Annotated in this window: 21 protein-coding genes; 3 read left to right on the top strand and 18 right to left on the bottom strand. The window is 26.4% G+C overall.

Annotated elements, in window-relative coordinates:
* The 3 genes from HNP63_RS06055 to HNP63_RS06045 form a co-directional block, all read right to left on the bottom strand.
* The coding region (locus HNP63_RS06055) for a DUF603 domain-containing protein (protein ID WP_183227540.1) at positions 1–212 on the bottom strand (212 nt) is incomplete at its 3' end.
* A gap of 191 nt (positions 213–403) precedes the next feature.
* A complete protein-coding gene (locus HNP63_RS06050; RefSeq protein ID WP_183227538.1) occupies positions 404–994 on the bottom strand; it encodes a DUF643 domain-containing protein in 591 nt (196 codons plus the stop codon).
* 279 nt (positions 995–1,273) lie between these two features.
* Positions 1,274–2,353 (bottom strand): hypothetical protein, encoded by a 1,080-nt coding sequence (locus HNP63_RS06045; protein ID WP_183227536.1) that lies wholly within the window; start codon positions 2,351–2,353, stop codon positions 1,274–1,276.
* A 431-nt stretch (positions 2,354–2,784) separates the two neighbouring features.
* Here HNP63_RS06045 and HNP63_RS06040 point away from each other — a divergent pair, with 431 nt between their 5' ends.
* Positions 2,785–3,561, top strand: coding sequence for a tyrosine-type recombinase/integrase (locus HNP63_RS06040; protein ID WP_183227533.1), 777 nt, complete (start codon positions 2,785–2,787; stop codon positions 3,559–3,561).
* Positions 3,562–3,565: 4 nt separating this feature from the next.
* Here HNP63_RS06040 and HNP63_RS06035 read toward each other — a convergent pair whose 3' ends face one another.
* The 7 genes from HNP63_RS06035 to HNP63_RS06005 form a co-directional block, all read right to left on the bottom strand.
* A complete protein-coding gene (locus HNP63_RS06035; protein ID WP_183227531.1) occupies positions 3,566–3,991 on the bottom strand; it encodes a DUF261 domain-containing protein in 426 nt (141 codons plus the stop codon).
* Positions 3,992–4,041: 50 nt separating this feature from the next.
* Positions 4,042–5,385, bottom strand: coding sequence for a DUF244 domain-containing protein (locus HNP63_RS06030; RefSeq protein WP_183227545.1), 1,344 nt, complete (start codon positions 5,383–5,385; stop codon positions 4,042–4,044).
* Between the two features lie 726 nt (positions 5,386–6,111).
* On the bottom strand, positions 6,112–6,585 hold the full coding sequence (gene bdr / locus HNP63_RS06025) for a Bdr family repetitive protein (RefSeq protein WP_012579254.1): 474 nt from the start codon (positions 6,583–6,585) through the stop codon (positions 6,112–6,114).
* A gap of 13 nt (positions 6,586–6,598) precedes the next feature.
* On the bottom strand, positions 6,599–7,141 hold the full coding sequence (locus tag HNP63_RS06020; protein WP_012579278.1) for a chromosome replication/partitioning protein: 543 nt from the start codon (positions 7,139–7,141) through the stop codon (positions 6,599–6,601).
* 27 nt (positions 7,142–7,168) lie between these two features.
* On the bottom strand, positions 7,169–7,921 hold the full coding sequence (locus HNP63_RS06015) for a ParA family protein (RefSeq protein ID WP_012579272.1): 753 nt from the start codon (positions 7,919–7,921) through the stop codon (positions 7,169–7,171).
* The gene (locus HNP63_RS06010) at positions 7,897–8,466 is read right to left on the bottom strand and encodes a DUF226 domain-containing protein (RefSeq protein WP_073999451.1); all 570 of its coding nucleotides are present in this window, start codon (positions 8,464–8,466) and stop codon (positions 7,897–7,899) included. Before HNP63_RS06010 ends, HNP63_RS06015 begins: the two co-directional genes overlap by 25 nt.
* Positions 8,467–8,475: 9 nt before the next feature.
* Positions 8,476–9,570: a plasmid maintenance protein gene (locus HNP63_RS06005; protein WP_183227529.1), complete on the bottom strand. Its 1,095-nt coding sequence runs from the start codon at positions 9,568–9,570 to the stop codon at positions 8,476–8,478.
* Positions 9,571–9,971: 401 nt separating this feature from the next.
* Between HNP63_RS06005 and HNP63_RS06000 the strand changes: the two genes are divergently transcribed.
* Positions 9,972–10,979: an ERF family protein gene (locus HNP63_RS06000; RefSeq protein WP_183227542.1), complete on the top strand. Its 1,008-nt coding sequence runs from the start codon at positions 9,972–9,974 to the stop codon at positions 10,977–10,979.
* A gap of 98 nt (positions 10,980–11,077) precedes the next feature.
* On the opposite strand, the gene HNP63_RS05995 is transcribed toward HNP63_RS06000, so the two are convergent.
* Entirely contained in the window at positions 11,078–11,704 is a 627-nt protein-coding gene (locus HNP63_RS05995) for an Mlp family lipoprotein (protein WP_073999449.1), read from the bottom strand.
* A 169-nt stretch (positions 11,705–11,873) separates the two neighbouring features.
* On the opposite strand from HNP63_RS05995, the gene revA reads away from it, so the two are divergent.
* On the top strand, positions 11,874–12,350 hold the full coding sequence (revA, locus tag HNP63_RS05990) for a fibronectin-binding protein RevA (protein WP_183227527.1): 477 nt from the start codon (positions 11,874–11,876) through the stop codon (positions 12,348–12,350).
* A gap of 154 nt (positions 12,351–12,504) precedes the next feature.
* On the opposite strand, the gene HNP63_RS05985 is transcribed toward revA, so the two are convergent.
* The 7 genes from HNP63_RS05985 to HNP63_RS05955 all read right to left on the bottom strand — a co-directional run bounded on the left by HNP63_RS05985 (position 12,505) and on the right by HNP63_RS05955 (position 16,092).
* On the bottom strand, positions 12,505–12,843 hold the full coding sequence (locus HNP63_RS05985; RefSeq protein WP_183227525.1) for a BBA14 family lipoprotein: 339 nt from the start codon (positions 12,841–12,843) through the stop codon (positions 12,505–12,507).
* Positions 12,836–13,171 carry a BlyB family putative holin accessory protein gene (locus tag HNP63_RS05980; RefSeq protein ID WP_183227522.1) on the bottom strand — a complete coding sequence of 112 codons (336 nt, stop codon included), beginning with the start codon at positions 13,169–13,171 and terminating at the stop codon, positions 12,836–12,838. Before HNP63_RS05980 ends, HNP63_RS05985 begins: the two co-directional genes overlap by 8 nt.
* Positions 13,171–13,509: a BlyB family putative holin accessory protein gene (locus HNP63_RS05975; RefSeq protein WP_183227520.1), complete on the bottom strand. Its 339-nt coding sequence runs from the start codon at positions 13,507–13,509 to the stop codon at positions 13,171–13,173. Before HNP63_RS05975 ends, HNP63_RS05980 begins: the two co-directional genes overlap by 1 nt.
* A gap of 3 nt (positions 13,510–13,512) precedes the next feature.
* A complete protein-coding gene (locus tag HNP63_RS05970; RefSeq protein ID WP_012579257.1) occupies positions 13,513–13,707 on the bottom strand; it encodes a BlyA family holin in 195 nt (64 codons plus the stop codon).
* 73 nt (positions 13,708–13,780) lie between these two features.
* A complete protein-coding gene (locus HNP63_RS05965) occupies positions 13,781–14,593 on the bottom strand; it encodes a DUF685 domain-containing protein (protein WP_183227518.1) in 813 nt (270 codons plus the stop codon).
* A 9-nt stretch (positions 14,594–14,602) separates the two neighbouring features.
* Positions 14,603–15,208, bottom strand: a complete 606-nt coding sequence (locus tag HNP63_RS05960; protein WP_012579194.1) for a DUF735 family protein — start codon at positions 15,206–15,208, stop codon at positions 14,603–14,605.
* A 5-nt stretch (positions 15,209–15,213) separates the two neighbouring features.
* Positions 15,214–16,092 carry a DUF276 domain-containing protein gene (locus tag HNP63_RS05955; RefSeq protein ID WP_012579196.1) on the bottom strand — a complete coding sequence of 293 codons (879 nt, stop codon included), beginning with the start codon at positions 16,090–16,092 and terminating at the stop codon, positions 15,214–15,216.
* Between the last annotated feature and the right edge of the window lie 33 nt (positions 16,093–16,125).

Genomic DNA, 16,125 nt, shown 5'->3' with positions numbered 1-16,125 from the left:
AAAGTTTGTGCTACAAGATGTTCAAAAGTATCTTCACTAATTGTTACTCTAGAATCCTCATTAACAGAAATCTCCCCACTCTCCCATTTTTGTCTCATTCTCCACACATTTACTCTAGAAACCCCAAGTCTAGATGCTATTTCTCTATCATTTAATGAGCCTTGTCTAAAATATGCAACATAATCATCAAAAGATCTTTTAACTTTTTTCAAAAGCATTGCCCCAAAGTAACAAAGTTAATAAATTGTTACTCTAAATAGTAAAGCAATTTAACAAATTGTTAACATAAACTGATAACTTCTTTATACCTATTGGCGGGTGTTTAATATTTATTGGCTTTTATTGATTTAGCTCGCTGCTATTTCTAAATCAAAGATTATGGAAATAGCAGTTCACTAATTTATTACATTTTGATAAAACTTGGCTCCATATGTTTTAAAAACTTTTTTATTCTTTTTATAAGATTATTACTTGTGAAAATTCCCTTGTCATAGTAGTGCATACTGGTGAATAATGTATCTATAAATGGGTTAATCACAAGTAATGATTCTGGGTTTAGTATTTCTTGATTCATATTATCAAGAATACTATGAACATAAAGCAAAAAAGTGGCGGATTTATCCTCTCCTAATTTTACCAAACATTCTTCTAGCATTTCTTCCCTATAGCTAAAATCAACCTTAATATTTTGGGAATTTTTATGTTTGTCTATTACATTGTCTATTACACATTTATCCTTTAGAACGTCTTTAATAAATTTTTTTGTAGGCTTTACAATGTCATTTACTATTTCATTAATACTTTTACCAGTTTTTCTTTTGTATTCTTGTATTGCTTCATAAGTGCTATATATTCGTCTTTTTTGCCCCAGGGTTGGTTGGGTGGTTCTATAGAGATTATGTATTTCCTTTTTTGTTTCCTTATCTAAATTATCATAAAAATCTGAAACTTTATTAGCATGCATATTATCTATATAATAATATAGCAAAAACATAATATCTAAACAACACCTTTTCACTTATTAACATAAACTTATAATTTCCTTACATATATATGCTAAAATTTTAGCAAAGGAGGAAATACAATAACTGCTGAAAAATGTTTAATATAAAACTTTAACCAAACATTTTAGCGAACTTAATGCTCATAAATAAGAACAAGACTAATTGATGGTCTTGTTCTTAATAATTTATATTTTAAAAAACATTTACTTTATCAAAAGAACCTTAAATAATAATTTATTTACCTTTAATGTATTAATTCTTTTTATTTACTATTGACAACCTTCACTATATGGATCAATTAAACATTTTACAAGTTTCTGAATTTCCTCTTTATTAGCACTACTTTGAAGATATTTTTTTAGTTCTTCTAGTTTATCTTTTATTTTTTCTAAATCTTCTTTAATATCACTAATTTTTACAATATCTTTATTTTTTTCAACATTACCCTCTTTTATTTTTATTTTAGCTCTTAAGCTACTTCTAACCTCTTCTAATTCCTTATCAAGGAGATTATACAACTTTCCATTATATTCTAAATAGTCGCCCCAATCAGAATAAATAGAATTACCATTTGAACGATTATCAGTAATATCATCATAAATAGCGCCCGTAACCTTATCTTCAACTTCTTTTCCAGATACTACCATTCTTTCTTCAAAGGATGATCCTGGATTAATACTATTAATATCACTGATTATCTTGTCTATTTGTTTTACTACTGTTGAAATTTTACCTTTAGTCGCTCTCTCAAGAAAAGTTCCGCTTGATTCTCTTAATTTTTTCCTTTCTTCTCTTTCTGCTTTTCTTTTTAATCTTTCTTCTTCTTGTTTTTGATATTGTTCTATTCTTCTTCTTCTTAAATCTTCATACTCTTTATCTCTAGCTTTCTCTTCTTCTGTTTTTTCTTTAACTACTGGTTTTACTACTACTGACACTACTGGCAATTTTGGCATTTCTGGTAATTCTGGTTTTAATATTTCTGATCTTTCTAATTTTGGTTCTTTGTTTTCTAAAGCTATAGGCTTAGGCTCGGGTTTTAATACTTTAGCATCTTCATTATCTTTTAAATCATTCTTATTAGAATCTTCTTTTTCCCCTTTATTTTCCAAATTAACATCTTCTTTATTTTCTTTTTTACCCTTTAATTCTTCTTCTTTTAATTTTTCTGCTATTTCATATACTGTTGGATCATCTGAAACAATTCTTTCTTTTGTATCTAAAAATCCCTTAACTTTTCCTTTTACATTTTGTTCTAGATTTTTTAAATCTTCACTACTTGCATAATACTTGCAAGAAATTATCAGTGTAAAAAAAACACAAATAATAAACATTCTCATTTTTCCATTCATAAGTTACTCCATAAATCTCAAAGATAATGCAATACTTAGTATATACAATTTTTTTTAAAGATTTAAATATTTAATTTTGTTACATTTCGGATTACATAGTAACAAAACTCAAATGTAATTTTAACCAACTCTTAAAAATCCCTCCATTGCAAATGATGGGGGCATTACAAATGATCACAAAACACATACAAATTAAATTTTGGGGTATTTGCTATATATCAGTTAAAGTATATAGTCTTTCTTGTGTGCACCCCTTAAAAACTATCACTTCTGCTTATTAAAACTACTCTACAGCCCAAATTCTACATGCAATGAAAAGCACCACAATTTGACTAAAATTTTAAGTTTTTGGTAAAATAAAAATTGCTATTTTTATATATTTTTATTACTTTTACTTAATTTAAAAGTAACACTTGTAAAAAGAGGACTTTATGGACTTTAATAATTATCTTAATTTAAATAAAGAAAACACAGATTTTATTCTTAAACTACTAAAAGATTATCAAAAAGTAATAGATGAAAATAAAATCCTAAAAAATACTCTAAAAAATTCAACTAAACCCAAAAAAGAAAATTTAAAACCCAGCCCTAAGTTCTACTTAACTCCTAAAACTATCAAACTAATTACAAAATGTATAAAACAATTAAAACAAATTGATCCAATATCTGGATGGTTCGTACATCTACTCTCAATAAGTGGGTGTAGGGGTACTGAAATGCAAAAAGTAAAAATAGAAGATATTACACAGTTATCAAATAAATCTGGAGAAATTTATTACAATATAAAAGTAAATGTAGCAAAAAAAAGAAATGTCGCTTGCATTAGGGAAATTGTTATTAACTCTAAGGAGTTTGATGCTATTCAAACAGCTCACAAAAATCATTTCGAAGAAAAAAATCTCGACACTAGACGTACTTATCTTTTCCAAAAAAGTAAACACAAGTTTAAAGATAATCAAATTGACATTATCCATATTTCTAAAAAATTCAAAAATCTTCTTAAAAAGTCAGGATTTAAGGTAAATAAATCGCTTCATTTATGCAGAAATTTATTTATTTCAAATTTAAAAGCCAATGGTTATAATTCTTTTCAAATTAAAGAACTTATGAAGTATCACTCAACTTCTGAGATTGATAATATTTACGGACTTTCTTCTGCAAACAAAATTCAAGCATATAAATTAGCCAAAAATAGCTTGAAGCTATAGATAACTATCTATGCTTAAATATTCGCTTTGAAGTTACTTTAAATATTTTTCCATTAAGCTTTAAATCAAGTGAATCATACAATATTTCTTTCTCTTTTGTAGCAATAAAGTGCGTTCCATTAACACCCGCAATCTTAACTTCACTTATTTCAAATTCATTCGCAGTTGCGAAATAGCCAAAAGACTCATATCTCACACTAGTTCTAATCCCATAGTAATTTAGTATCATACAAGGGTCTTTAATAAAACAATTACTCTTAATGTACCCAAGTCCTAAAAATCTGCGATATGCCACATTTATTCCAAAAGCATTGAATTCAATATTCTTAAACACACTTGTATAATAATACAAACATAAAAAATAGCACCCCCATCTTTGTATTTCCCCGAGTAAACTCCTATTGTTTTGTTTTATTTTGCTAATAAGCATTTTTTAAACCTCCTATGTTAAATAGTTTTTTTAATTTTTTAGTGCCCCATTCAAAAGGGGACACTATTTGCATATGCTATATTGCTCATATTTCTAGGCAAGAACACTTTACTGCTTGTCGGCAGAAGTCCTTTAAATCTATCTGATATTGCCCTTTTCTTAGGATCATAATTGAATACAAATTCTTTAAATCTATAATTTGTATGAACAATCAGTGGATATTTCTCCAAAATTTTATCAATTTTAATTTTAAGTAAATCTTTTATGGGTTTTTCTCTTTTTTTGTTTTCATTTTGAATTTTATTTAGTTCTACTTTTAGATTGTCAATCTCAATAAGATTACATTCAAGATTTGCAGCCTCATCATCGGTTTTAATCTCAAGGTCTATACACTCAACATATTCTACAAATTCTTTTACCCAATCAAACTCAACCCCAGATTGATAAAAATCACTATTTACTACAAATTCTTCAACAAGCTTAATAAACGCATCATTATCATGATTATTTGATCTTAATAACTTAAACTGATCATTTTTAACAATTTCGTTTCTTAAATTGAAAACTTCTTGTTCACATTTAAGAACAAATTCAAGCACTTTTGATATTAAAGCATCATTTCTCTTTATCTTACAATTAACCGGTGCAGCGTCGATTAAAAAGAATAAATTACAATATTCAAGTCCAGTACATGCTAGCTGCATTTGTGCCTGCACATAGTACTTGAAAAAATACTTACTACTTAAGAAATTGCCATTTTTATTGTACTCTTCAATAGCACTACTCATATAAGTAGAATCACTACTCTTAATCTCTAAAAGCTCTAAAAGCTCTAAAAGCTCTAAATCACCATAAATATTAATAAACCATCCATCAATTGTTGAGCCTACTAAAGTTTCTGAAACTCCCATTTTCTTGAAATAATTATATTTATCAACACCGTTGGCATATTTATTTTTATACAAAACAACAATATCGTCACCATATGCTTTAACAAATTCTCTAAATCCTAAATTTTCCAACTCTTTGCCTTTTAACATATATAAATTCTCTTCAAAAGGCATACTCATGCCAAAATATTTAAGCACTCTATTGATCATTAAGTCTTTAAGTCCAGCCCCACCAATTAGAACATTACCCACTTCACTAGCACCATATTTGTCAAGCTTGTTTCTCTGTAAACTAAAATCAATATTACGATTAAATCTAAAACACTCTTGACTGCTTATTCCTGGTAATTTTTTACCTATCTTGCTTAATTTGCTTTTTTCTTTAACTGGAGAGGATTTTTCCTCAAACACTTCACAACCAATAAAACTTTGTTGCTCAACATGCATAATTTTAATATCTCCATTATTTTTTATATTTTGATTTTTTTCTGAAACATTGTTCATATTATTGTTTGTCATTTTAGATGACCTCCTCTATTTATGTTTATAAATAATTATATAGCAAAAACTATTTTTGCCAACTTTTTTACAAAAATTTTTGCAAAAAAATAGAGTTTAACTAAACTCTTTATAAAGAAATTAGCTAAACCCCACTATATTGGATTTAATTGAATAATAAAACCTTTTTTTTGCTATATATATGTATATATACTATAACAAAAATCTTTTTTGTCAACTTATCTCTAAAAATTTTACAAAAAAAGTAAGACTTAACTAAATTCTCTTGTTAAAGAACTAGTTAAGTCCATCAAAATGTAACCTTTATTTTATATATGCAATATGGAGATCATATTATGCAATATTTATTATATTACAAAAACTGTTTTTGCCAAGTTTTATACAAAAAATTTACAAAAAATAAACTTTATCAAATTCTCTTGCTAAAGAACTTAATAAAGTCAAGAGCTTAGCTGAATTAGCTTTAAAAAATTGTTTTTTTAAAGTTTTTCAACAGTTAAGCATAGTCCAATTTAGAATTAAAATCAATTTGTCTTTTTACAAAAAAAGAACTTATTTAAAATCTTTTGTTAAAAAGTTCGAATAAGTTCTACTTTGGAATAGAGCAAAAATAAAATATTTCTTTTAAAGAATTTAAATAAAAATTTTAGTATCTCTATTAAAAAAACAAGTTATATGCTATTTTAATATTTTGAAAAATTTTAATCATTCTCAATTGAAAAAATACTTATTAAATATAGAGTAAATAATTGGAGCAAGTGTTATTCCCGCTATTAACATTACCTGTATTGTTCTATTACTTGCATTAAGTTCGTTTTTTAAACTAGATATATCCTTTTGCAAAGTCTTTTCTACACCATCTATCTTGGTATTTACACTATCTATTTTTGCATTAAGTTCGTTTTTTACATTGTCTATCTTAGCATTTACACTGTCTATTTTCGCATTAAGTTCGTTTTTTACACTATCTATTTTCACATCTAAACTATATATATCTTTTTGAAAGTTCTTTTCTACATTAATTATTTGTTGTTCTAAAGAATTCATTCTTTCTTTTAAAACTTCAAAGTTGTAATTATCGTTCTGAAGTAAAATAAAATCTATTGTCTCTTCACTAAACCCTTTATTTAAAAATTCTAACCTTATATTTTCTATTTTAAGAGCATTGTAGGCTAAATTACTCATAAAATCCCCCTTATTATCCTTTCAATTGTTTATATTTTTTTAAAAGCTTATTAAGAAAATCTTTTTGATTTTCAAGAAGTTCTTCCAAAATAAAAGCCGTAAATTTGGCATGATTTTTGTAAAAATCATAACTTTCTTGTTTTTTAAGCTGAAATCTTAAGGGTTTTATCGGGTTTTGTTTGGACTTTTTTATTGTTTTGCTCTCTTTATTTCTTAATATAATTAACGTTTCTAATATACCATTTTTTATTAGAAATTCTTCTTGTATAATCCCATCTTCTATTGCATTAGCAATTTTTAAATAATTATAGACCTGTGCTCTTGCAAGTCTATAATCTTTAGAAAAAGCTTCAAAACTTTTATACCCATCAAGTTTATAATATTCATTGTCTTTAATTTCTTTTAAAATTTTTAAAGTTTCTAGCTTACAATAAATTTCTTTTTTAGAATTAATTTTTAATTTTTCTTTCAAAGAATTATAATGATTTAATGCACTATCAGCAATAATATAATTCCCATTATCACTTAAATCTCTTTTATTTACCTTAATATCCAATTTAAACTCCTTTTACATTTAAAATGTCTAATTATTAGACTTTATATTTTTTAAAAAAATTTCTAAAATATTTTTATACTCTTTTATATAATCTTTATTTAAATCAAAATTATTATTTTCTGCTATTCGTCTATTTAAGTCTTCTCTTTCAGATATTATTCCTAAAAACCCATCTTTTGTTTTTAACATTTCAAACAATGTTTTATGTGTTCTATTTTTTCTAAATCTTGTTATTATTAAAAATATAGGTAAAAATAAATTCAATTTTCTTACAAAAAAATTAAATAAATCCAAACTTTCCACTGCCCACTTTTCAGCTGTCATTGGAATTATTATATAGTCACTACATAAAAGTGCATTTTTTAGTGTAACATCTAAACTGGGATTTGTATCAATTACTATATAGTCATATATATAATGTAAAGTTCCCAAGCTTGTTTTTAACAAAAAATCTTTATATTCGATTTTATCTTCACTAAAATTATGTAGCGTAAGATAGCTAGGTATAAGATCAAGATTATTATCTATATTTATAATAGTACTATCAATGTCTACATTTTCTTTTAAAATTTCATAAATATTAAATTTGGTAAAATTAATACCTAGTTTTTCTATTTTTTCATAAAAATAACTAGTAATAGATGCTTGAGTATCCATATCAATTAAAAGAACTTTATTATTTTTTGATAACAAAGTCGACAAAATTATTGCGCTTGTGCTTTTGCCAACACCGCCCTTAATTGACGCAATTGTTATTATTTTAGGTTTTTTAGTATCCATTTTGTTAAAGGTCCTTGTTCTGGGTATTTTTTCCCATAAAATTCATATACTTGTTTTTCTAAATCTGTAAACATACTAAATAATATTTTATTATAGTGGTTATTCATTCTCTGTTTATCTAATAAGCGATATAGTCCTTTAAAGTAGAAAAAAACACTGCCAGCTTTAAATCTAACTTCCATATAATATGCCCTTGCAAATCCATAAGATTTTCTATTCCCGTTTAATTGATACTTTATAATAGCCTTTTTTATTGGTTTTCTGAACCCGTAAAAAATTCCAATAAATTTATCCCCTTCTTTAATGGGGTATAAATGTGTTTCCTCAACAATTCTTTCTCCATTAAACAATGCCCTTAATGACACTCGAAATTCATTTTTTTTCTTTTTTTTATTCTCATAAACTCCGAATTTATAAACGTCCATCATTATTTTTGTATGGTACATAGCTTTACCATTTTCTTTTTCAATCAAAATAAAGCGTTCTTTATTTTGGCATTCTACTTTACATTTTCCTTTTTTTATAGGTTCTGGTGCACTTTCCATATTAAATCCTTATACAACTTCTTTTAATATCAAAGAATTATTTTCATTTTTTATTAGTTCTAATAATTCGCAATTATATGTATCAAATATTTTACTGTATTCTAATTTCTTTTTGCTATTCAAATAAGTTTTTATAATTGGCTTTATAAATTCAATATTCACCTTTTCTTTTAGTTGCTCAATGAGAATATTATAAATGTTTGTTTTTATATGCTCATAATTTTTTTGTGGGTTTTCTTTTTTCAATTCAATTGACTTTTCTAATTTGAGCTTTATTTTGCTTAAATCGTCATATTTTTGATATTCGATGATAAAATGCGGTTTATTTTTGTAAATTTCATATACTTTTTGGATATTTATTTTCAATTGTTTAGTATTGTATCCTTTTTTTTCTAATTGTTTTTTTGTATTTTCTAGAATTTCTTTTAATTTGTTTTGCTTATCTTTAAAGCAAGATTTATTGAAAGAAATATGTTTATTTTTCTTTAAACTGTTTTCATATCTTTTCACGGTTTTAAATATTTCAATTGTTAAATCTGTTTTAATATCTAATTTTAATATCTTTGAAAGAGTTTTTTTATCGAAAAAGTTACATTTATTGAAATATTTTGTTTTTTTATATTCTTCTATTTTATTGGAATTTATTTCTTCTTTTATATTATTTTTATTACATAAACACTCCCCCAATTCTACATTACCCTTTTTTGGAGATTTGTCTATAAGGTAGTTAGACACTCTCGATTTAAATCGAGAGTGTTTTTTTTCTTGAAAGTATTGGTTGATTTTAAAGTGGCATACATTTTTTTCATAATTAAGGTGATAGTAAATTTCAGTGCCAAAATTTACACCCAAATGTTTGTAGTAGTTGGTTGTTACTTTAAATTCTCTTTCTAATTTGTAAAGATATTTTTGCAGTGTTCTTAATGTAGTAGGAGCTTGACCATTTCTTTTTAGATTTTCATTAAAGTAATAGAGTATGGTTTTTTGTGTATATTTCTTGTAATTGGCGTTTATGTATTCTAGTGTTGAGATAAGAACTATTAATTTATATTGATGCTTGTTATAGCAATTTGGACCTTTTTTGTTGACTAAAACATTGTGCATGTTTTCTCCTTTATTTATGTTTAATAATAGTTAATAGTATAATGCATAATTTCGATTTAAAAGTAAATACTTTTCTAAAAAAAATATAAAATTTTAATTATTAATCTCATTAATTAAATACACTTTTTTATAATTTAGTAAAAAGATTGATTTTAATGATAAGTTAGTCTATACTGCAAGTAGTGTAGGAAAATATTGTCATATGTTCAACCTACCTTTATTTATGTAATTTCCAAAAAATGTAATGTAAGGGTTTAGCTTAGTTCTTTGGTAAAGAGAATCTAGCTAAGCCCTCATTTTTTTGCAAAAATTTTTGTAAAAAAGTTGGCAAAAATAGTTTTTGCTATATAATTATTTATAAACATAAATAGAGGAGGTCATCTAAAATGACAAACAATAATATGAACAATGTTTCAGAAAAAAATCAAGAAAATATACAAAATAATATACAAGCAAAAATAAGCTTCAGAAAAGATATGCAAACTCTAAGAATGAATTTACCAGGTATTGACAAAAGTCTTGTAAATAAAGGATATGGATACAAATATCAGAATTTCAATGACATAGTAGAAGAAATATACAACGTTATTAAAAAGCATAATTTGGAGCTTGATTTTGAGCAAGATCCAATTTCTAAAGAGGGTCAATACGGTATATTTGATTATATTAGGACCACATTCTACAGCACAAGTACTGGGTATGAAAAGTCTTTTGATACACGAATTCATATAGATGGGTCTAAAAATAATTCAATACCACAACAAGTTGGCTCAGCTATTACTTATTTCAAAAGGTACGCTTTAGTGGGACATCTTAACATAAAAAGTGAAGTTGATACTGATGCAGACCCTAATTACAATAATTATGAAAACAAAAATTCTACACCTAATAAGCAAATTAGTGTTAATAAAAAACAAGAACAAAAACAAGATATTAATTACAATCAGAAAAAAGATATTAAGCAAGAACAAAAAAAAGATATTAATTACAATCAGAAAAAAGATATTAAGCAAGAACAAAAAAAAGATAGGCTTTATTATTACAGCATTTTTAAAGAAGCGTTGTCTAATATAAAAAATTGGGTAAATAGCTCTACAACAAAAGAGAATATAAACTCAATTATTCAAAAAATAAACTTTATTCAGAATATAGACCCCAATAATATTGATGATATCAAGAAAATTGAAGCCGATTTAATTGCGTATTTTGAGAAACATAGTGATTTTAAGAGTATAAACTATTGGGCAGAGATTATAAAAGATTATTTCAAGAAAAATAATAGATTAAAGGATTTACAAGATTTTGAAAAGTTTATGTCGTTTAAGAGGACTACTTATGGCCCTAGCCCGCTATTATTCTTTTGCACGTTAAAAGAAGAAAAACAATTTGATTATATATTTGCAGCATAGCAATATGTTTACATAGTGCACCTTTAAATAGCAGAGCCCCCAATAAGGGGGGCCCGCTATGCGTATAATAATCAAGAATTTGCAATTAAGCACTGTTTTTAGTTGTTCCATTGTTTAAGACTATCATAATGGTTCTCCTCGTTTAAAAGTTCAGTTTTAAGGCAATTATAAATCTCTTTATTGCCATTTTTAGAAAATATATCAACAGCAACGCCTCTGAAATATTGTTCTATTTCGTTGTTCACATTTCCATATTTATTATTTTTATTACAATTTTGTGGAGTATTAGCTTTACAATCAATAGCTCCTTTAATATAAGTATCAAAGTCTTCACCCTCCGCTTTTGATTTTCTTTTACTTTCTAAAAAGTCATAAACTTTTGTAAAGGCATTGGCTAATTCTTTTTGTTTTTGAGTATCTGTAGAAGAAAGCCAATCAAAGAAGTCATTACATTTACTTTTATTTCCATTAGCACATCCTTGTATTTCATTGTTTAATTTGTCAGTTGTGTATTTAAACACATTGATTAATGAATTAAACATTTTTTCTTCGTCGGATGTTAAAGTAATTTTTTCTTGTTGTGGCAGTTCTTCTTGGCCTAAATCACGTTTTTTTCTACTTTTTAATTGTTGTTCAACATTGTTTTTTAAAGTGTCATTATCATTAGAATTACAGCCGATTAGCATAATTAAAAACAAACAAAATAATATATTTATAATTTTCATTATTATTCCTTTTTTTATCTTCAATACAATACATTAAGTAACAAAAAAGTTTATTCTTGTAAGTATAGATCTTATTTTTAAAAATTTTTAAAGATTTTAATTGAAAGATTTATATTTTAGAATATTGTGCTAGCTTTTATTTCATTATTATTAAATATAGGAGTAACTAATGAAAAATAAAAATTTATTTAAATTATTTTTTGTATCAATGTTGTTTATAATTGCTTGTAAAACATATGTAAAAGAAAAAGAAGAAATAGATTTGTTGCTTTCATCTGTTTCAACTCTTAAAAATGATTCTAAATATGACAACTTTAAAGAGTATAAAGATAAAATAAATAAATTAACAAAAAGCCTAAAGGATGTGGGTGATGCGGAGCTTAAAGAAAAACTATTAAAGTTGCAAAGCCTATTTCAAGATAAATTGGCAGCTAAATTAGCAGCTTTAAAAGCAGCTAAACAAACAATCGAGGGTTTTTCAGATAAGGACAAGGAAAAAGAAAAGATATGGAAAGAAGCAAAATTGGTTGGAGTAACTATAAAGCTTAGTGGAAATAATACTACTGGCAAAGGAGCAGAAATGTCTAAAGAAGCTGTAGAACAGATAGATAAAATAATAAAGTTTCTAGAAGAAGGTACTAATTGATTAATAAATATTCATATTGAAAATGTTAAAATCTAGATATTAGATTAAATTAGATTTAATATCTAGATTTTTTTCTATTGTAAAAGCTAATTTGATTAATATAAAGTATAAGTTCTTGCAAGAAAAACCTTTTTGTAATTTACATTTTTAACTTTTAATATTGATTATAGACTTTCTGTGCTATGGGTTTTGTTTTTTGAATGTACTCTAAAAGTATTTTGATATTATGTTTGATTGAAGTTATAGAGTGTTCATCTCTTAGTGTTGATAAGTTGGGATAAGTATATTCTGGATAATTTGGATCATTAACTTTTACTTTTGTTTTAGCTAAGAATGTTATAAGGTACATAACATAATCTGATAATTTTGCCTCATATTTAGCTAAAGAGCCGAGTGTTTGAATAATTGGTGGCTTTGGTTCATCTGGTAAACTAGCAATAGTATTGCAACATAGTAGTAAAGTAAGTAACAAGTAGTTTACTAGTTTAAGCATTTTCACCCCTTTTAAGGATATTAATATATTCCCTCATGATTTTATTGCGTTTTGCTTTTAATGAGGAGATAATTTTATTACTTTTATTATTAGAAATAGCCTCTATTATCTGGATATTGTATTTTAATATGTCTTGTATTTCTTCTAATATTTTTGTTGATTCGGCTGTTTCCATAGATTTTAGTGTGCTCATATATGTTTTGTAGAAAAAATCTATTACCTTGCTAAAGGTATTAATGTAGTTATGATCTATGTTTGTATCAGTTTTAGCTATGTTAGTTAAGCTTGATAGTAAATTAAGCCCTAAACCAATAGTGCTATTTTGCATTATGTGTTTCTCTCTTGATAGATAGGTTTTCCTTCCTGATTGAATTTTAGCTTATTAGATATTTTTAGATTTTTTTCATCAGAATTAACTAGATCAATACATTGATTGATTTTCTCATTTATTGGGGCGAGTGTTTTAGTTATTGTTGGGGTTAATGCACTCTCAAGTCTTTCCATATTTGCTGTATAGATTAATTTGTAATGAGAATACAACTCATAAACCAAAAAGAATCCTTTATGTGCAGCCTCATCAAATTCATCTTCAAATTTAGAAAATATATCAATAAGGTTTGATAAAGACTTAAGTCCAAGCTCAACATTATCTTTAGATAATTTCATAAATTAATCCCGTTTTTTAATATGATTGTTGCCATTTCCATTTTTAAAAATCTTGCCTATTACTATAGATAGTATGTCTTTTAGTAATGGTTTGAGAAGAATTAACACCCCTAGAACCAAGACTGTTACAAAAATCATTACGGCTATGAGTTTTATTTCATTTAGATTAATAAGAAGTTCTGTTATTTTAATATCCATTTTTAATCCTTCATTTTAATTTTTTATTGGTATATACAGTATATACCAAAACTATAATTTTTGCTAAAAAAGTTTACAGCTTTAAAAGCTGTGGGACTGAACCCCCCGATGTGTTTTTTCTTTTTTGGACATACCATCCTTGTAGTAAAGGAAATATGGTAGATGCTCCTTGAGATCCTGTATGCTCATATAATAAAGTTTTTTCAGATTCATCGGAATATTTTAAATATATCATTTTAGACATGTGATCGGTCCTATGGTGTTCTGAGTGAACCTCAATATCAAGGTAAATAGGGTCATCATCATTATATTTGTAAAAGATAAGATTTACACTATAATAGTACTCCAAATCAATACGTATTCCTTTATTCTTGTATTCATACGGATAAAACGTATTGCCAGAAATTATGTCACCATACTCAAAATCGGACGGTACGCCTAGTAATTGTTTAGGAACAGGTGTTTTTTGAATAGTTGAGGAAGACATTATTAAAAGATCATCACTTCTAGATAGAGTAGCTGATGATATGCTATCTGTAAGGCGTGATTTAATTTTACTAAAAAGGTTGGAAAGCTTATCAGAATTATTACCAATTAGTTTGTCAATTATGTTAGCGTAAATTTTTTCTACAAACTTTTCATCAGCTGCAAGTTCAGTAGCGATTGTAGACTTAATTATCTCTTTAAAATAACCCAGTCCTTCCCCCTCAAATGTGTTTTTTTGAGCGGTTTCTAAAAAGTTTTTAAATGTGATAGCGTTACTACTTGCAACCCCATCATCAAGTAGTAAAAGATCGTTATTATTAACGGTCGTAACCTTATTCAAATCTTTAATTTGAACTGTTTCTTCTTCATCAATTAGTAATTTTTCTTCTTCTCCAGCCATAAAGCCTCCTTAATTGTTAAAAGTTATAATATTTGCGCCATCTTCATTATTTATTTTAAGAACCCTACCAATAGGAATAATCCCCTTTATAAAAGCATAAATTGAATGGTCATAGCCTTTGGGAAGTGAGTTAAATACCAAAGCCTTTTTAGATGCAGCGTACCCTTTTTTCTTTTCTCTAATTAGTATCTTTTTAGGCCGTTTACCTTTTTCAGTGCTGGGTGAAATAAATGTGGTAAAGTTTGTCTTTATTGCCCCTTTTAAAGAGATATCAATAACACCAGGCTCGGGTGTAGTAACTGAAATATCCACATTCAAAAAAGCCTTAAAAATCAGTCTAAATGACTCATCAGTACCTATATGACGTAAAGCAAAAATAACACTATTAATATTGCTTGTAATGCTTTGTAGAGTTTGAGTTTTTGCATAAAAAATTGATAAGACTTGAGATATCCATATAGCAATATATCTTGATTTTATATTTTCTTTTGCATTAATGGATATGAAGTTAGAATTAAGAAACTTAAGCTCATTAAGCAGTTTTTGTGCGTATTTAGTTTCTGTAAGTATAAATTTTTGAATTTCAGTGTTTTTTAAAAAATTAGGTATTTTCATAATTTTCAAGTATCAATGTCAATAAGTAGTCGATCAGTTGTATTGAAAAGTAGCATTGTATCATCATTGATAGCAATATCTTGATTTGTTTGAAACTCACTATCACTGATTTTTGAAATACTTTCAGTGTCTGTATCTTTAACACAAACTTTAATTTCCATAAACTTAATCCCTTTTACTTCATTGACTGGAGCAAAAAAGTCTTGATATTCAAAGCTAATGCCCATATCAGAATAGTTATTTGAAATAATCCTAGAATATATGTTTCTAATTTGAGAGTCTATGTTTAAGTAGAGATAGTTTTTAAGATCAAGTTTGTACTTCACTTTCATATAAACATATTTTCTTTTTCCTAGGGATATTTTGTAGGATTTAAGTTGCCCGGTTGAGTTGAGTCCATCAATTTCTATGTCTCCCTCAAGTAAAGTGCCGCTAGGAGTTGTTAGATATAATGTTTCCCAAAGTTTAGCCTTAAATTCGGGGTTGTTAATATTAGTTTTATTAGTGTCTAGTAAATCTTCTTTTAAAATTAGATATATATTAGCTTTTCCAGCTGAACTTTTAATGTTAGCATGTTCTATCCCATTAAGATTAAGTAAAGCATTGCGAACTGCGCTGTATGTTGTGCTTTTAGAAGAAATGTGTTCTTCAATAGCAGCCCAATAAGTACCACCCGGTTTCATTTTAGAAAAAAAGAGATTAAGCTCATTAATTATTTCTTCTTCAATTAATGCTAAAGAAGATGCAATAATGTTGTAAATCGAGCTATTACTATCATCAATGTTAATCCCATAATTCACTCGTAAGTATTCTCTTTTAGTCCGTACTATATCCCTAATTGTGCGCTTTAGAATACCAAAATCAGAATCAAAAACAATACTCATAAATTAAACTCCATATTTAAAATATCACCAGAG

It is taken from the genome of Borreliella afzelii, from assembly GCF_014202295.1.
In the GTDB taxonomy this organism is placed as follows: Bacteria; Spirochaetota; Spirochaetia; order Borreliales; family Borreliaceae; genus Borreliella; species Borreliella afzelii.
Note: the sequence above shows the minus strand (reverse complement) of the source record. Positions and strands in the feature narration are given on the sequence as shown.